13 protein-coding genes and 1 tRNA gene are annotated in these 14771 nt (G+C 57.1%); 9 read left to right on the top strand and 5 right to left on the bottom strand.

Features of this window, described 5'->3' with window-relative positions; translation table 11 throughout:
- Position 1: 1 nt before the first annotated feature.
- The 5 genes from HMPREF9238_RS03485 to HMPREF9238_RS03465 all read left to right on the top strand — a co-directional run bounded on the left by HMPREF9238_RS03485 (position 2) and on the right by HMPREF9238_RS03465 (position 6115).
- The gene (locus HMPREF9238_RS03485; RefSeq protein ID WP_016444063.1) at positions 2-946 is read left to right on the top strand and encodes a TatD family hydrolase; all 945 of its coding nucleotides are present in this window, start codon (positions 2-4) and stop codon (positions 944-946) included.
- Between the two features lie 127 nt (positions 947-1073).
- On the top strand, positions 1074-2234 hold the full coding sequence (locus HMPREF9238_RS09120; protein ID WP_016444062.1) for a resuscitation-promoting factor: 1161 nt from the start codon (positions 1074-1076) through the stop codon (positions 2232-2234).
- Positions 2235-2319: 85 nt separating this feature from the next.
- The gene (gene rsmA, locus HMPREF9238_RS03475) at positions 2320-3237 is read left to right on the top strand and encodes a 16S rRNA (adenine(1518)-N(6)/adenine(1519)-N(6))-dimethyltransferase RsmA (RefSeq protein ID WP_016444061.1); all 918 of its coding nucleotides are present in this window, start codon (positions 2320-2322) and stop codon (positions 3235-3237) included.
- Positions 3234-4175, top strand: coding sequence for a 4-(cytidine 5'-diphospho)-2-C-methyl-D-erythritol kinase (gene ispE, locus HMPREF9238_RS03470; protein ID WP_016444060.1), 942 nt, complete (start codon positions 3234-3236; stop codon positions 4173-4175). Before rsmA ends, ispE begins: the two co-directional genes overlap by 4 nt.
- A complete protein-coding gene (locus HMPREF9238_RS03465) occupies positions 4175-6115 on the top strand; it encodes an ABC-F family ATP-binding cassette domain-containing protein (protein WP_016444059.1) in 1941 nt (646 codons plus the stop codon). The genes ispE and HMPREF9238_RS03465 overlap by 1 nt, the downstream gene beginning before the upstream one ends.
- A gap of 6 nt (positions 6116-6121) precedes the next feature.
- Here the strand turns inward: HMPREF9238_RS03465 and HMPREF9238_RS03460 are convergent, their stop codons facing one another.
- The 4 genes from HMPREF9238_RS03460 to HMPREF9238_RS03445 all read right to left on the bottom strand — a co-directional run bounded on the left by HMPREF9238_RS03460 (position 6122) and on the right by HMPREF9238_RS03445 (position 9905).
- Positions 6122-7798: a hypothetical protein gene (locus HMPREF9238_RS03460; RefSeq protein WP_016444058.1), complete on the bottom strand. Its 1677-nt coding sequence runs from the start codon at positions 7796-7798 to the stop codon at positions 6122-6124.
- Positions 7783-8559 (bottom strand): ABC transporter ATP-binding protein, encoded by a 777-nt coding sequence (locus tag HMPREF9238_RS03455; RefSeq protein ID WP_040316680.1) that lies wholly within the window; start codon positions 8557-8559, stop codon positions 7783-7785. Before HMPREF9238_RS03455 ends, HMPREF9238_RS03460 begins: the two co-directional genes overlap by 16 nt.
- Positions 8560-8704: 145 nt before the next feature.
- A complete protein-coding gene (locus tag HMPREF9238_RS03450; RefSeq protein WP_016444056.1) occupies positions 8705-9226 on the bottom strand; it encodes a MarR family winged helix-turn-helix transcriptional regulator in 522 nt (173 codons plus the stop codon).
- Positions 9227-9281: 55 nt separating this feature from the next.
- The gene (locus HMPREF9238_RS03445) at positions 9282-9905 is read right to left on the bottom strand and encodes a TetR/AcrR family transcriptional regulator (RefSeq protein ID WP_016444055.1); all 624 of its coding nucleotides are present in this window, start codon (positions 9903-9905) and stop codon (positions 9282-9284) included.
- A 99-nt stretch (positions 9906-10004) separates the two neighbouring features.
- Between HMPREF9238_RS03445 and HMPREF9238_RS03440 the strand changes: the two genes are divergently transcribed.
- Positions 10005-10076 (top strand) — tRNA-Gln (locus tag HMPREF9238_RS03440).
- A 339-nt stretch (positions 10077-10415) separates the two neighbouring features.
- Positions 10416-10673, top strand: coding sequence for a transposase-like zinc-binding domain-containing protein (locus HMPREF9238_RS09210; RefSeq protein WP_434056923.1), 258 nt, complete (start codon positions 10416-10418; stop codon positions 10671-10673).
- A 14-nt stretch (positions 10674-10687) separates the two neighbouring features.
- Here the strand turns inward: HMPREF9238_RS09210 and HMPREF9238_RS03435 are convergent, their stop codons facing one another.
- On the bottom strand, positions 10688-11878 hold the full coding sequence (locus tag HMPREF9238_RS03435; protein WP_198009464.1) for an ROK family protein: 1191 nt from the start codon (positions 11876-11878) through the stop codon (positions 10688-10690).
- Positions 11879-12064: 186 nt separating this feature from the next.
- Here HMPREF9238_RS03435 and HMPREF9238_RS03430 point away from each other — a divergent pair, with 186 nt between their 5' ends.
- Together HMPREF9238_RS03430 and HMPREF9238_RS03425 are read left to right on the top strand one after the other, a co-directional pair.
- Positions 12065-13225, top strand: coding sequence for a substrate-binding domain-containing protein (locus HMPREF9238_RS03430; RefSeq protein ID WP_016444052.1), 1161 nt, complete (start codon positions 12065-12067; stop codon positions 13223-13225).
- Between the two features lie 5 nt (positions 13226-13230).
- Complete coding sequence (locus tag HMPREF9238_RS03425) at positions 13231-14769, top strand: sugar ABC transporter ATP-binding protein (protein ID WP_016444051.1); 1539 nt, start codon at positions 13231-13233, stop codon at positions 14767-14769.
- Positions 14770-14771: the final 2 nt, after the last annotated feature.

Genomic DNA, 14771 nt, shown 5'->3' with positions numbered 1-14771 from the left:
AATGAGTAGAAAGAAGTCACGCAGCTGGCCAGATACCCCCGCTCCTTTGGCTAGCCCCGTCCTCGATAATCACACGCACTTGCCGATTGGGGAGTGGGAAATCCCCAAAGTGGGCGGGGCCAAGCTTTCTCTTGAAGAGCAGCTACGTCGCGCATGCGAGGTGGGAGTTAGCAGTCTGATTACTGTGGGCTGTGAGATTCCAGATTTCGACCCCACCATCGAGCTTGCCCACAGGTTCGCATCCGCAGCTGGTTTTCCCCGGGTGCGCGCGGCCGTAGCGTTGCATCCTAATGAGGCGCCCCTGCATGCAGGCGTGTTGGACGTGGCGGCTGACGGTTGGGATCACGAGCTGAAAGAGCATCACGTGCCGCTAGATGAGGCTCTTGCAGCGGTGGAAAGCCGATTGGATGACCCGGCTATTGTGGCGGTAGGGGAAACCGGTATCGACTTGTTCCGCACTGCCGATGCGGGGCTAAAAGCTGCGAAGGACGCATTTGCTGCGCATTTGCGCATGGGGTTTGAGCGCGCACTGCCGGTGCAGATTCATGACCGGGATGCGCATCAAGAGTGCTTGGACGTCCTTTATGACACGGGGGCGGATAAGGGACATACCCCGATCGTGTTCCACTGCTTTTCCGGAGGGACTCAGCTCGCGAACCACGTTGAAAAGAACGGGTGGTATGCCTCGTTTGGAGGGTCGTTAACGTTTGCGGCAAACGATGAGCTGCGCGGGGCCTTCCAGGCGCTCTCGCCCGATCGTATCCTGGTCGAAACCGACGCTCCCTACCTAACTCCTGTACCGCATCGCGGTCAGCCGAACGCCTCATACGTTATTGCGCACACGGTTCGCTTTATTGCGCAGATGTGGGGCTTTAGCGAAGAGGATGCGCTCGAACAGCTCCGCAGAAATAGCGAGGCAGTGTACGGCAATATCTTTTCTGCTTGAAGGGCTTTGTAAGTAAGGGCACAAACTTTGTGTGAGCTTGCACAATTTGCCGGTGAGTTCTCTTCCTATTTCTATAACGATCTGGTTACGGTAGGGGCAGTTAGTTATCTACGCAAGAGGTAAAGATTTGGCTTTTAATGAAGTAACGTCTGCCGGTTGGGCAACGAACGCGTCAAAAACAACCATCAAGTCCGTTGCGGCTGCGTCTGCGTTGGCGCTAGTAGCTACGGCTGGTGTTTCAATCGCTTCTATGCGAACTGATGTCCTTGTGAACGCTGACGGCGCAACTTCGATCGTAACGGTTTGGGGTGGCACGGTTGGTGGTGCGCTGGAGGCAGCTGGCGTGAAGGTTGGCAAGCATGACCTCGTGACTCCCGCAGTCTCGGCTCCGGTGCAAAAGGGGCAGACGATTACGTTCACGTCTGCAAAGCCTTACACGATCCACGATGAGAAGGGCCGCTCTGAGGTTTGGTCCACCGCTGATTCGCTTGAAGGCGTAATGAGCGTGTTTGCTGACTCGGGTCGTAACGTTGCCCTCGCTGCGAATCGTTCGAGTGTTCGCGAGGAGTTGCCCGCAGTTCTTAACGAGGCTGGCACCGTAAGCGTCGTGATTGATGGTGAGGCCAAGTCTGTTGTGGTTCCAGAAGATGCCACGGTGCCGCAGATCCTGGAAGCTGCAAACGTTACGCCGTCGCCCATTGACCAGGTTTTCTTAGAAACCGGTGAGGGCGATGTAAAGGTGAATATCGTGCGCCAAACTCGCGGCACGGTAACCGACGTTGAGGAACTTGATTTCAACACTGTTGAGCGGGACACGGATGAGCTTTACGAGGGGCAGACCCGCGTTGCACAGGAGGGCCAGAAGGGCAAGGTCACCACTGTCAAGTATGAGCAGAAGCGTGGCAGTGAAGTGCTTGTCTCTACGCAGATTTCTCAGGAGCGTGAGGAGCCTACCGACAAGATCGTTGAGCGCGGCACCAAGAAGCGCCCGGCGGGGGCCGCAGCGACGGCACCTGCCCCGCAGCAGGGGTCGGGTACGGGTTCAGCGCCGGCCGGTGTTTGGTCGGCATTGGCGCAGTGTGAGTCCGGTGGTAATCCGGGAACGAACACGGGTAATGGTTTCTACGGTTTGTACCAGTTCTCCCTACCTACGTGGCAAGCGGTAGGCGGTAGCGGCCTGCCGTCGGATGCTTCGGCTGAGGAGCAAACGATGCGCGCCCAGATTCTGCAACAGCGCGCGGGTTGGGGGCAGTGGCCAGCCTGCTCGTCGAGTCTTGGATTGCGCTAAACCAGAGCGTAACTAGGGGAAGTGGTAGCTCAGCTGCCACTTCCCCTAGTAATTTGTGTCTGTGTCTGCCCGGTAGAATGGTTGTATGAGCGAAGTTAAGCTGTTAACGCCAAGGGATGTGCGCGAGATTTGCGCGGCCCTTCACATCCAACCTACAAAAACGCTGGGGCAGAACTTCGTTCATGACGCCGGTACGGTTCGCAAGATTGTGAAAGCTGCGAATGTTGACGCTGGCGAGCATGTGTTGGAGATTGGTCCGGGTCTTGGATCTTTGACTCTGGGTTTGTTGGAGGCCGGCGCGCGCGTCACAGCGATTGAGATTGACCCTGTTTTGGCAACGGCTCTACCGGCCACGGCAACCGGGCATGCGCCGGGCGCGCCCCTTCGTGTTCTGCACTCGGATGCTTTGAAGGTCACCACTTTGGAGCGCCTCAACGAGGCGAAGCCCGTCACGGGCGAAGCGCAAGAGTGGGAGGCTCCCACCCGCCTCGTGGCAAATCTGCCGTATAACGTTGCGGTGCCGCTCATCCTGGGCGTGTTGGACAACTTCCCCTCCATCCGTGAGCTTTTGGTGATGGTGCAAACAGAGGTCGCGCAGCGTCTGAGCGCTAAGCCTGGCTCAAAGATTTACGGCGTGCCGTCCGTCAAAGTCGCTTGGTATGGCGATGCTGAGCTGGCGGGCACTATTTCTCGCCGCGTGTTTTGGCCGATCCCAAACGTCGATTCTTCGCTGGTGCGCATTTCGCGTTATGAGGCCGATGCTTTGCCGGCAGCGGAGTTGGCCGGGGTTACGCGCCAAGAATTATTCGCGGTTGTAGACGCCGCGTTTGCCCAGCGCCGCAAGACGCTTCGCGCAGCTTTGAAGAAGTGGGCGGATGTGGACGTAGATGCGTTGTTGGAGAACGCGGGTATTGATCCGTCGGCGCGTGGCGAAGTGTTGGATATCGACGAGTTCTTGGCGTTAGCTAAGGCTCGCAACGAGTTGAAGCAGAGCGCCTCGTGATTACAGCGAGTGCGCCGGGCAAGGTGAATCTTGTCCTCCTGGTGGGTGAACCTGATCAGCGCGGCTACCATCCGCTTTATTCGATTTTTGAAACGTTGAATATTCGCGAGCGCGCCACCGTTCGTTTCCGTCCGCAAACTGCGGAACACGCCCGTCTCGGTATGCCAATCGTGGTGCACACGCATGGCGCAGATCTGACGGATTTAGATCCTCATAAGCATTTGGCGTTCCGGGCGGCAAAGGCGTTGATCCTCGAGGCCGCAAAGTTGGGTATTCCAGGAATCCTGTCCGGTCACGTTCTCGAGGTGGAGATAGGAAAGCGCATTCCGGTAGCTGGTGGCATGGCCGGTGGTTCCGCCGATGCGGCCGCAACCCTCGTGGCGGTTGATAAACTCCTGGGATTAAACCTCGATCGTGAGCGTATGCATGAGATCGCCCGTGGTCTTGGTGCAGATGTGCCGGCGTGTTTAGAGGGTGGGATTAGTCTGGGCCGAGGATACGGCGACCACATGACGCGACTGGATGGGCCAGATACTGCCCGGCACCACTGGGTGATGTGCACGATGCGGCAGGGCCTATCAACGCCTGCCGTGTTCAAAGAGTTTGACGCGCAGGGGCGAGGCAGGGGCGCGCTCCCCACGAGTTTGCGCGAGGACGATTTGCGCGTGCTTGAGGACGCCCCGCAACTGGTGGGCGTGCTGGAAAACGACTTGCAGGAAACGGCATTGAACATGCACCCCACGCTTAGGCAAGCGTGGAAGGTGATTGAAGAGGCCGGGCCGCTCGCGGTTTTGCTGTCCGGTTCGGGCCCAACGGTAGCAGCGTTGGCAAGGAGCCGGGAGCATGCGCAACAGATCGCGCAGCGTCTGGCGGGCAAGCGCCAGGTGGAAAAGACGCTGGTGGTGTCCGGCCCCGCCAAGCCGGCAAAGGTGGAGTAATGGCGCATCTTTTTGGAACGCAAAGCATTGGCGCGGTTGGTGGATCGCGCAAGATCTTGGCTGACATTTCGGTTTCGGTAGCAGACGGGGATCGCATTGGCGTGCTCGGCCCGAACGGGGCAGGTAAAACCACGCTGTTAGACATGCTCGCGAGGGTACGTGAGGTAGACAGCGGCCAGATAATTGTGCGTGATGGCGTCACGTTCGCTCACTTGTCTCAGCGCGACTCTATTAGCGAGCAGACGGTTCAAAGCGTGATTCACCCCGGCCTCGCGGCGCACGAGTGGGCGTCTGTGCCCGCGATTAGGGACGTCCATGACGGTCTGCTGGCCGATATTGATCTGGACGCGAAGATGAGCGAGCTTTCGGGTGGGCAACGTCGGCGCGTGAACTTGGCGCGGGTTTTGTCCGCAGGTGTAGTGGAGGGCCGTCCGGCGGACGTCCTCGTGTTGGATGAGCCAACGAATCATTTGGACGTGGAGGGCGTAGCTTGGCTAGCTAAGCATTTGAATCAGCGGATGGGCCCGCGCGACGGTTCAGGCCGCAATAGTGGCGCGCTGATCGTGGTGACACACGACCGCTGGTTCCTAGACGCAGTATGCACCCACGTGTGGGAGGTTGTTCCGGGGATTGATCCGGGAGGTTCACGCCCGCAGATTCCGGGGCGAATCGAAATGTACGAGGGCTCTTATGCGGCTTACATTTTGGCCCGCGCCGAGCGGGCTCGTCAGAGCGCTCTCGCGGAACAAAAGCGGCAGAATCTGCTCCGCAAGGAGCTTGCCTGGTTACGTCGCGGCGCGCCCGCCCGCACTTCGAAGCCGCGTTTTCGTATTGAGGCCGCCGAAGAGCTGATCGTTAATGAGCCGCCTCCACGCGATGAGGTTGAACTGGTGCGCATGGCTACCGCACGCTTGGGTAAACAGGTGATTGACCTGGAGGGCGTGTCTTTAGCCTTTGGTGAGGGCGAGGAGAAGCGCACGATTTTTACGGACGTGACTTACCGCCTGGCGCCGGCTGAACGCGTAGGCATTGTGGGCGTGAACGGTGCAGGAAAAACTACGCTACTGCGCCTGCTGAGCGGCGAGGTGGAGCCAGATTCGGGGCGGGTGAAGCGCGGCAAAACCGTGAAGGTGCGCGCCCTGTCGCAAGACACGCACGAACTGGACGCGGTGGCGCATAGGCGAGTGGTTGAGGCCGTGGCTGACGTGGCACAGTCCGTGGTGATTGGAGACAAGGAGGTGTCTGCCTCCCAGCTGGTTGAACGCATTGGCTTCACGCGCAGTAGGGCGTGGACTCCGGTTGCTGACATTTCGGGCGGGGAGCGCCGCCGGCTACAGCTGGTGCGCCTGCTCATGTCCGAGCCGAACGTGATTTTACTGGATGAGCCTACCAATGACCTCGACACTGACACGCTTGCGGCGATGGAAGACCTGCTGGACACGTTCCCGGGCACGCTCGTAGTGGTTTCTCACGATCGCTACCTGTTGGAGCGCACCACCACTCACCAGCTGGCCCTGTTCGGCGACGGTAAGCTGCGTGCCATTCCCGGTGGTGTGGAGCAGTATTTGCAGATGCGCGAGGCGGGGATGGGCGGCGTGGCTGGTAAAGGCACGTCGCACTGGGCAGATGGGAACCGCGAAGAGAGGGGTAAAGACCCGGCGCAGAATCACTCGGGCACACAGAAGACCTCTGATGCACAACTGTTTCGCGAGGCGCAGAAGGAGGCGCGCCGCATTGAGCGGCAAATGGATCGCCTAGCCAGCCAGATAGACAAGTACGAGGCCCAGTTAGAAGCGCTCGCGGCCAACCCGGAGCCCTCGGGCGAGCAGATCGCGCAGATGGCCCGGGTTTCAGCTGCGCTTCAAGATGCTCAAAGCGAACACGAGGAGTTAGAAATGGCGTGGCTCGAGGCCGCAGAAGCCGCCGAGCGCGCCAAGTAGCTCGCCTCAGTGTCCGGGCCAGCTCTTGATCTGTTGCAAAATGGCGGCCTGGTTGCGTTCAAGCAGGCTGGCTCCGATGCGTAGGGCTGCGTAGCTGATCGCGAGCGTCCACACCATTGCCAGTAGGTAAACTGCGGGCGAGGTGATGATGGACGCCAAATAAATGTGGGCAAGCACTGGTGGAACCATCAGCAAGCTACCGATGAGGAATACGATAATGCCGCCAATCATGGTAGCCATCTGGTTTGCGGTACCCTTCGTTGACATGGTTGATGTTCCTGGCGGTTGCACGCCAAACGTGCGGTATCCGGTTACGGCAGACATGATGCTTGCAACCAATAGGCCGAGCATGAATGAGCCGATGGTGAGGGCAAACCAGGACTGCCCAATGGGCAGGGCAATGGAGGCGAGCACGCCGTTGAACACTGAGACCACAAGCAGTGCGGGCAGTGACGCGAAAAGGCGGCCAAAGCGGTCGGCTCGTCCGGTTACTCCCGCGCTTACGTGCATCCAGTAGGCGGTTGAGTCGTAGGAGATAAGCATGCCCGTGTTCTGGCCGAAAATCAGGGGAGTGAACACGAACATGAACCACCCGGTAGCCGCGCCTGCGGGGGTTAGTGAAAAGCCGAGCCCCAAAATCGGCATCATGATCATGATGATGAGGGAGGGGGCAAGGCGCGCGTCGCGAACCCACATGTGAAGGTTTCGTGCGGCTATCGCGGCAGTGGGCGGGTTGAGGCCCAGTTTTAGCCAGAAGTTCAAAGACTTTAACTGCGTGTCCAGGCCGGCAACATTGTTGGTCTCAGTGGTCACCAAAGCTGGATCCACAACGCTTTGGCCTGCGGCTACTGCCTGCTTAGCTTCGCTGCTTAGCTGATGCGCTCGTCCCACCATTTCACCGCGAACAAGTGAGTGCCAGCCGGCTCCTAGAAACGCAAAAATTGCCGCCGCGTAAGCCACTTGCACGAGGGCGGGGATCAGCTCGCCACTTACAAGAAGGTAGGGGATGGATACGATGCCCGCAAACGGCGTCCACTTCGCCACGTTGGCCAGCGTGACAAAGTCGAAGTGAATGCCACCTTCAGCGAAGGTTGACATGAAGTAGGAAAAACCCCACATGACCGCCACTAACAGGACTACGCCAACCATTTGCATCATGTCGCGTCTGCCTTGAGAGACTTCAGCGCGGGCGGCAAACCAGAAGTTGAGAAACTGTGACACGAGGGCGAGGGAGAGGAGAGCAAAAGGCATTAGCACAATGGACAACGCGCCGTAGAGTGGCTGGTCTACCTTGAAGAGTCCCACGGTGCCGGCAACGAAAACAAGGAATGTGATGAGGCCGCCGGGCCCTGCCAGTGAAGAGTAAAGTAGCGCCCGCGAAAGCGATCTGGTGGGCGCAACGTATGGGGCGAAGGATTTCGGTGCGGTAGTGGCGTCAAGTCCCATGCCAAATACGGGTGCTACCACCCATGCAAGGCCAACCGCGCTGCCCGCCAGGACGGCAACCTGGATGAAGGGGGTTGTCAATCCGGCGTCTAGGATCACTAGCGGCGCGATTAAGATGAAGCCGAGGAATCCGCCAAAGTAGAGCGTGGCCAGGATTACGAGAACTAACTTCCACCACTTTTGGGTGAGGTTGTTCCACATTGAGCGAAGTTTGAGGCCGATTATTGACGCAACCAATCCAGACCTCCCGTTTCTTTCACGCCGCCTACCAGTTCACGGAAGCGCTCATCTAGGCTCTTTCCGGCTGATACCTGCTCGGTGGTGCCGGCCGCGAGCACTTGACCGTGATTCAAAATAGCGACGTGGTCGCACAGTTTTTCCACCGTGTCCATCACGTGTGAGGAAAGCACCACGGTGCCTCCCGCCTCCACAAATTCGGTAAGGAGACTGCGAATACCGGCCGCCGAGATTGGGTCTACCGATTCAAATGGTTCGTCGAGGACAACAATTTTCGGTCCGTGTACGAGGGCGCAGGCGAGCGCAACTTTCTTTGTCATGCCCTGCGAGTAGTCGGCCACAAGCTTTTTGCCGGTGTTTTCCAAGCCGAGTGCTTCGAGTAGCTCGCCGGCGCGAGTGCGGGCAGTGTCTTTGTCGAGCCCTCGAAGCATGCCCATGTATTCCACCAGGGCGGCGCCGGAGAGACGGTCGAACAGCCGGTATCCGTCGGGCAGAACGCCGAGCATGGCTTTGGCTTCTTCGGATTGATCCCAAATGTCTACGCCGGAAATGTATGCGGTTCCAGCGTCTGGCACAAGCATTCCCGTAACCATAGAAAGGAAAGTGGTTTTGCCAGCCCCGTTTGGCCCTACGAGGCCATAGAAAGATCCGCGCGGGATGCCCAGGGTCAGGTTTCCAACCGCGATGGTGTTGCCAAAAACTTTTGTGAGGCCGCGAGCGTCAATCGCGATGGGCGGCCCGTCAAAGCGCGTGCTGTGAATACTTTGCGCGGCGCTCGCCGCAGCTTGTGGCGTGGGATTTTCGTTGCTCAAGATTTCCTCTTCGTCGCGTACATGTCAGATTGCAAGTAATTCGTAGTTATAACTGCAGTTAGTTGGTGGGGTTTGGGAGCGGGTTCAAAATGCGTTAGGAGTCAAATGCGAGTAGCAGGGGCTTTAAGAGCAGGGAGAGTGTTTGTTCATCCTCTTCGCTAATCCCAACTAGTAGCTTGCGCTCGTCGTCAAGTAGTGATTTGAGCGCAGAATCCACGCGTTTGCGACCTTCGACGGTGAGCGACACCAGAACGGCACGCCGGTCAGATGGGGACGGAGATCGTTCAACAAGTCCTTTGGCTTCCAACCGGTCGATGCGGTTGGTCATGGTTCCAGATGAAACGAGGAGTTCGTTCATGAGGACGCCCGGGGTGAGCGCGTATGGGCTACCGGACCTGCGCAGGGACGATAGGACGTCGAATTCCCAGGGTTCGAGGCCGTGCGATAAAAACGCGTTTCGGCGCGCAAGGTCAAGGTGGCGCGCTAGCCGCGTGATGCGGGAGAAGACGAGCATAGGAGTCGAGTCAAGGTCGGGCCGCTCTTTTTGCCAAGAGCTGACGATGCGGTCCACCTCATCGTCCGGAGTGGGGACGGGTATGCGTTTGTTCTCTCTCACACTTCAAAGATACTTGAAATCAAGACTTTTGTCTCTGTCGCTTTGGAAGTTTGCCCTATTCGCAGTCGCAAAGTAACTGCGGGTTGGGGTGCAGATTTCGTAGGCCGAGCCAAGTGAGGTTAACAATGTGGGAGGCCACGGTTTTCTTGTCAGGGCTACGTTCTTCTAGCCACCATTGGCCAACTTGGGCGATGAGACCGACCAGCATTTGCGCGTAGATCGGCGCGGCTTTGGCGTTTAGTTTGGCTTCTTTGAAACGGGCGGCAACAAGGTGCTCAACCTTGTTGGCCACGTCGCCGATCACGGACGAGTAGTAGCCTTCGGAGCGGTTGAGGGGAGCGTCTCGCACCAGCACGCGGAAGCCGTCGGTGTGGTCGTCAATATAGTCGAGGAGGGCCAGCGCGGTGTTCTCCACGATGCGGCGCGGGTGGTCGGCTGAATTGAGGGAGTTGGTGATAGTGGTGACAAGGAGTTGCACTTCCCGGTCAACGACCACTGCATAGAGGCCTTCTTTGCCGCCGAAGTGCTCGTACACAACGGGTTTTGTCACCCCGGCTTTGTTGGCGATTTCTTCTACGGTGGTGGCGTCGAAACCTCGGGCGGCAAAAACTGAACGTCCGGTGGTGATGAGTTGTTCGCGGCGTTCGATTGCGCTTAGCCGGGTTCTTTTCGCAGCCACTTTATTTCCTCCGCCCCCACGGGCATTTTTACTTACGTCACTAGCACTGCTTTCGTTTAGGTGCTCAGCTTTAAAGTATGGCACAATGACTTGTGGCTTTCCGCCCTAGTGTAACGGCAGCACACAGGCTTTTGGTGCCTTGAGGTCTGGGTTCGAATCCTAGGGGCGGAACGGTTGCTCCCACGCAAAAACGTGGGAGCTTTTTTAATACCAGGCTCGGTTTCGGGGTTACCGGACAAATTGTGTGTCTATTGGTGGCGTGTTGTGTTGGTTTAGGGTTTGTATTTGCCTGCCCAGCCTTTTCTGATTAATAGTCCGTCTTCCCATGGGGCTTGTTGGTTGAAGTGTTTTGGTGGTGGGCTTGTGTGACCTGTGGCGGGTGAAACTGGAGTTTTGAGTTGGTTCGCCTCAACTGCCAGGTCGAACAGGATGTGTTGATAGAGGGCAGGTTTTTGCCTGTTACGACGCGAGAAAGTCGCGTTTTGAGTTGCTCGTGTTGTGTTCGTGTGCATGAGTATTCCTTCTTGCCCAATTTGCAATGCGAAGATGACACGTCATGGTTACACCAGTGTGGGGCGGCAGCGGTGGCGTTGTCGGACTTGTGACGTGAGTGGGCTTAACAGTATTGACAACACTGCTAAGCGTCTTGAGGAGTTCCTTGCCTGGTTGTTATCTGGTGCCAGACAGGTGGATATGCCTGGTCAGGGAAGATCGTTTAGGCGTCGTTGTAAAGACTTGTGGAGTATTTGGCCTTTCATCTCCTCTTGATTTTTAAGGGTTGGTCACACAACTTCTTCAAGAGATTGACGCTGCAGGAGCCGTGCGATGCCCTCTGCTGAAAGCAACTGGTCAATGGCTGTAAACGCTGCTCCCACAAGCCCAGCACGTTCCCCCAGGGGTGATACCACCACATCCAACGACCTTGTCGCTAGCGGTGCCGATCTGCGCAGCACTGCCTGACGAAGTGTGGCGAGATACAGGTCAAGCGAACGTCCGACGCGACCGCCTACAACGATCATCGCTGGGTTGAGTAAGTTGACCAGTTGTGCGAGGACGTCGCCTACTGTGCGGGCGGATTCCACAAGCAATCGAATTGCTATGGGGTCCCCGAAACGTGCAGCACGCACAATGGCCTCAACAGTATGCCCATTGGAGGCGCAACATTGTGCAAGCTGTGATGCGTCTGGGTCGTTCAACGCATCCTCGAGCGCTCCAATGAGTTTTGCGCCGCCAGCAACTGCCTCCAAGCAACCGTAGTTACCGCAACGACATAACTCGGTTCCTCCTGATGCCACCGAGATGTGTCCAATATCCCCGGCTGCCCCCTGTGCGCCACGTTGGAGTTTGCCTCCAGATACGATGCCTGCGCCAATGCCGGTTCCAACCTTCATGTACACGACGTCTTCGTACCCCTGGGCAACACCTGCGCGGAGCTCTCCCACGGCCATCATGTTGACATCGTTATCCACCCACACAGGGCACCCTACCTGATCCGAGAAGAATCCTCGCACGTCGAATCCATCCCACCCTGGCATGATCGGTGGGGCGTATGGCCTACCCGATTCCCATTCAACTGGGCCAGGCAATCCGATTCCCATTCCCCATACCCGGGGCTCCATCCCCGAGCTGAGATTGGTAAGTGCGCGAAAGACGGTCTCAAGTGTGTGGACTGGCCCTTCCTTGACGTCGATCGGCATCTCTTCCGAGGCAAGAATTTCCCCAGAAAGGTTCGCGATGCCTACGTCTAGCCTCGTAGCTCCGAGCTCCGCAGCGTATACGAGACCAGCGTCGGGTACTAATTCGAGTGACCTCGGTGCTCGCCCTCCTGTCGATCGTTGCAGATCCCCGTCACGCACTAGTCCCAATGCCTGCAGACGTTCAACGCGATCCGTGATCACGTTGCGCGCCAATTGGGTTTGCCGCACCAACTCTGGGCGAGTTTTTGCTTCGCCACTACGGATGAGATCTAACACTGAAACCAAGCTTTGAAGCCCCCCCTGAGGGAGTTCCCAGCTGTGTACAGGACTCACGTAGATTGCTCCTTTGAATTACAGATCTTAAAGGTAAGTGTAACCGAAGGGTTGACTTATGCACGCAAAGCACATAAGTTAGTATTTGTAATGCAAAAGTGCGATGATGCACGATAAAAGGAGTTCGATATGAACCGATCACTTCGGAAGCTCTTGGCCCCGGTTGCGATTGCGACGTTGCTGTTCACCGGTGGTTGCTCCACTGAAGGGGGCAGTGTCACAGAGAGTAATCCTGAAATCGACGCGAAGGTGGACAAAGTCCTCGCGGAGATGGCTGAGAAGGTACTCAGTAAGGGGCCGCACGGCGAAGAAGCCGCGCAGGCGAGTGTGAGTGACCTTACTGACGAAGAAGTCGCCCAGGTGAAGGACATGGGGCTATCGGCTGCCCTTGTCATGCACTACGGCGGCAACGACTGGGCCAACGCCCAGATCAAGGGTCTGAAGGATGAGTTCGGCAGACTGGGGGTTGAAATCTTGGCGATCACTGACGCCAACTTCAAACCTGACAAGCAAGTCTCTGACATTGAGACCGTTATGGCTATGAATCCCGACATCATCGTATCGATCCCTACGGATCCGGTGGCAACGAGTGCGGCCTATAAAAAGGTTGCTGATGCGGGTATCAAACTCGTATTCATGGACAACGTCCCCGAGGGACTAGAACCAGGTAAGGACTATGTGTCCATGGTCTCCGCTGATAATGAAGGCAATGGTGTCGCAGCTGCGCACCTGATGGCAAAAGGACTGGGCGGCAAGGGTAAAATTGGGCTTATTTTCCATGAGGCAGACTTCTTTGTAACACAACAGCGATACGAAGGCTTCAAGAGCACGATCACAGAGCAATACCCGGACATCGAAATAGTTGCGGAACAAGGTATCGCGGGACCGGATTTCGCCGGTGATGCGCAGGCCGCCGCGAATGCGATGCTGACACGCCACGCTGATCTATCAGGTATTTGGGCGGTCTGGGATGTGCCCGCGGAAGGCGTCATGGCAGCGGCTCGTGAATCTGGTCGCCTAGATCTCAAAATTGCAACGCAAGACCTCGGCACCAACGTGGCTTTAGCGATGGCCAAGAATGACCTCGTCATCGGACTTGGTGCGCAGCGTCCTTATGATCAGGGCATCACGGAGGCACGCCTTGCCGTAGGTTCGTTGATTGGTAAGGAGGCTCCGCCTTACGTTGCGTTGGGCGCCGTTGCCGTTGATCATGACAACGTTGTTGACTCTTGGAAACTCGTTTTCGGTGAAGAAGCTCCGACCAATCTTGTGGAAGCCGCAGGGAAGTAACTGTAATGGAAGCCAACGCAACTACGATCGATGGCGACGTTGTTGACAACGACCGCGCAATCATCAGAATGCAGGGCATTCACAAGAGCTTTGGTGGTGTTCCCGTCCTTCGCGACGTCGATTTCGAGGTGAATCCCGGTGAAGTCCACGCTCTGGCGGGCGGCAATGGGGCGGGTAAATCCACGTTGATGAAGATCCTGCAGGGTGTCTATTCCAAAGATTCTGGCGAGATCTTCGTCAACGGGAAAGCCACGAAAATCGATACCCTGCAGGAAGCGAAAGCCGCAGGAATAGGTATGGTTTTCCAGGAGTTCAGTCTGGTTCCAACCCTCACCGTGGCCCAAAATATTTCGCTAACTTCTGAACCTCGCACCAAGCTCGGATTAATCGATGATCGTGCCGCTCGAGTTAGGGCGCGCGAAATCCTGAATAGTATGGGAGTCGACATCGACCCAAAGGCCGAGGTCCGCACCCTCTCAACTGCTTATTGGCAGCTTACCGAGATTGCGAAGGCGCTGGTGCAGGATGCTCGGGTACTTATTATGGACGAACCGAGTGCCAGCCTCGCTAAGCATGAGGTGGAGGCTCTGTTTGAGCTGATCGAGCGTCTGAAATCTCAGGGCATTGCGGTCATCTATATTTCACACCGCATGGACGAGATTTATCGTATTGCTGATCGCATCACGATTCTTCGCGATGGGAGGCGCCTACTGACGAAACGTCTCGATGAGGTGACTCCAGAGCAAATTGTCGAAGGTATTGTTGGAAAGCAGGTTGAAGGCCAACTGGTGTATAAGGCTCGCGAGACGGTCAGCGACGAGGTGCTACTGGAGGCCCGTGATATCACCGTTGGTAGCGACCTTAAGGATGTCTCGCTCACTGTGCGTAGGGGAGAGATTGTCGGTCTCGCTGGCCTGATAGGTAGCGGCCGTACAGAACTCGCACGGGCTCTCTTCGGCGTTGATCGCATTGATTCCGGTGAGATTCTGATCGCGGACAAACAGGTAAGCATTAGGAACCCTAAGGACGCTATCGATGCCGGTATTGTTCTGGTTCCCGAAGACCGACGAGAACAGGGCCTCATGCTGGAGCACTCCGTACGCGAGAACCTGTTACTGCCGATCCTGGACGATGTGAAACGAGGAATGCTTGTCGACCCGAAGCGCAGCCGTGACAAGGCTGAGCAACTTATCGAGCAGTTCGGGGTAAAGGTTCAAGACCCCGGCAAGCCTGTAAATCGCCTTTCTGGTGGTAACCAGCAGAAAGTTGTCATTGCAAAGTGGCTCGGAACGTCACCGAAGGTGTTGATTCTGGATGAGCCCACTGCCGGTGTCGATATCGGCACCAAAACCGAGATCGTTGAGATGATTCGTGAGCTTGCTGATACAGGCGTTGGTGTCATCGTGATCTCGTCCGAGTACCCCGAGCTTCTCGCAGTCAGTGACCGCATTCTCATCATGCGCCGCGGCGCGATTGTCGAGGATCTCAACCGGGAGGACATCCCGGATGAGGAAGCTCTCCAGCTTATGGTTCTAGGAGGATAACC

Source organism: Gleimia europaea ACS-120-V-Col10b (genome assembly GCF_000411155.1).
Lineage (GTDB): Bacteria > Actinomycetota > Actinomycetes > Actinomycetales > Actinomycetaceae > Gleimia > Gleimia europaea_B.
The sequence above is the reverse complement of the archived record's forward strand: the minus strand, read 5'-3'. Positions and strand labels throughout refer to the sequence as shown.

What these genes read in the sequence shown, in the direction of transcription:
- HMPREF9238_RS03425 (WP_016444051.1), top strand. Translation starts at nt 13,231, where the DNA reads ATGGAAGCCAACGCAACTACGATCGATGGCGACGTTGTTGACAACGAC.
- HMPREF9238_RS03465 (WP_016444059.1), top strand. Translation starts at nt 4,175, where the DNA reads ATGGCGCATCTTTTTGGAACGCAAAGCATTGGCGCGGTTGGTGGATCG.
- rsmA (WP_016444061.1), top strand. Translation starts at nt 2,320, where the DNA reads ATGAGCGAAGTTAAGCTGTTAACGCCAAGGGATGTGCGCGAGATTTGC.
- HMPREF9238_RS09210 (WP_434056923.1), top strand. Translation starts at nt 10,416, where the DNA reads ATGAGTATTCCTTCTTGCCCAATTTGCAATGCGAAGATGACACGTCAT.
- HMPREF9238_RS03430 (WP_016444052.1), top strand. Translation starts at nt 12,065, where the DNA reads ATGAACCGATCACTTCGGAAGCTCTTGGCCCCGGTTGCGATTGCGACG.
- HMPREF9238_RS03485 (WP_016444063.1), top strand. Translation starts at nt 2, where the DNA reads ATGAGTAGAAAGAAGTCACGCAGCTGGCCAGATACCCCCGCTCCTTTG.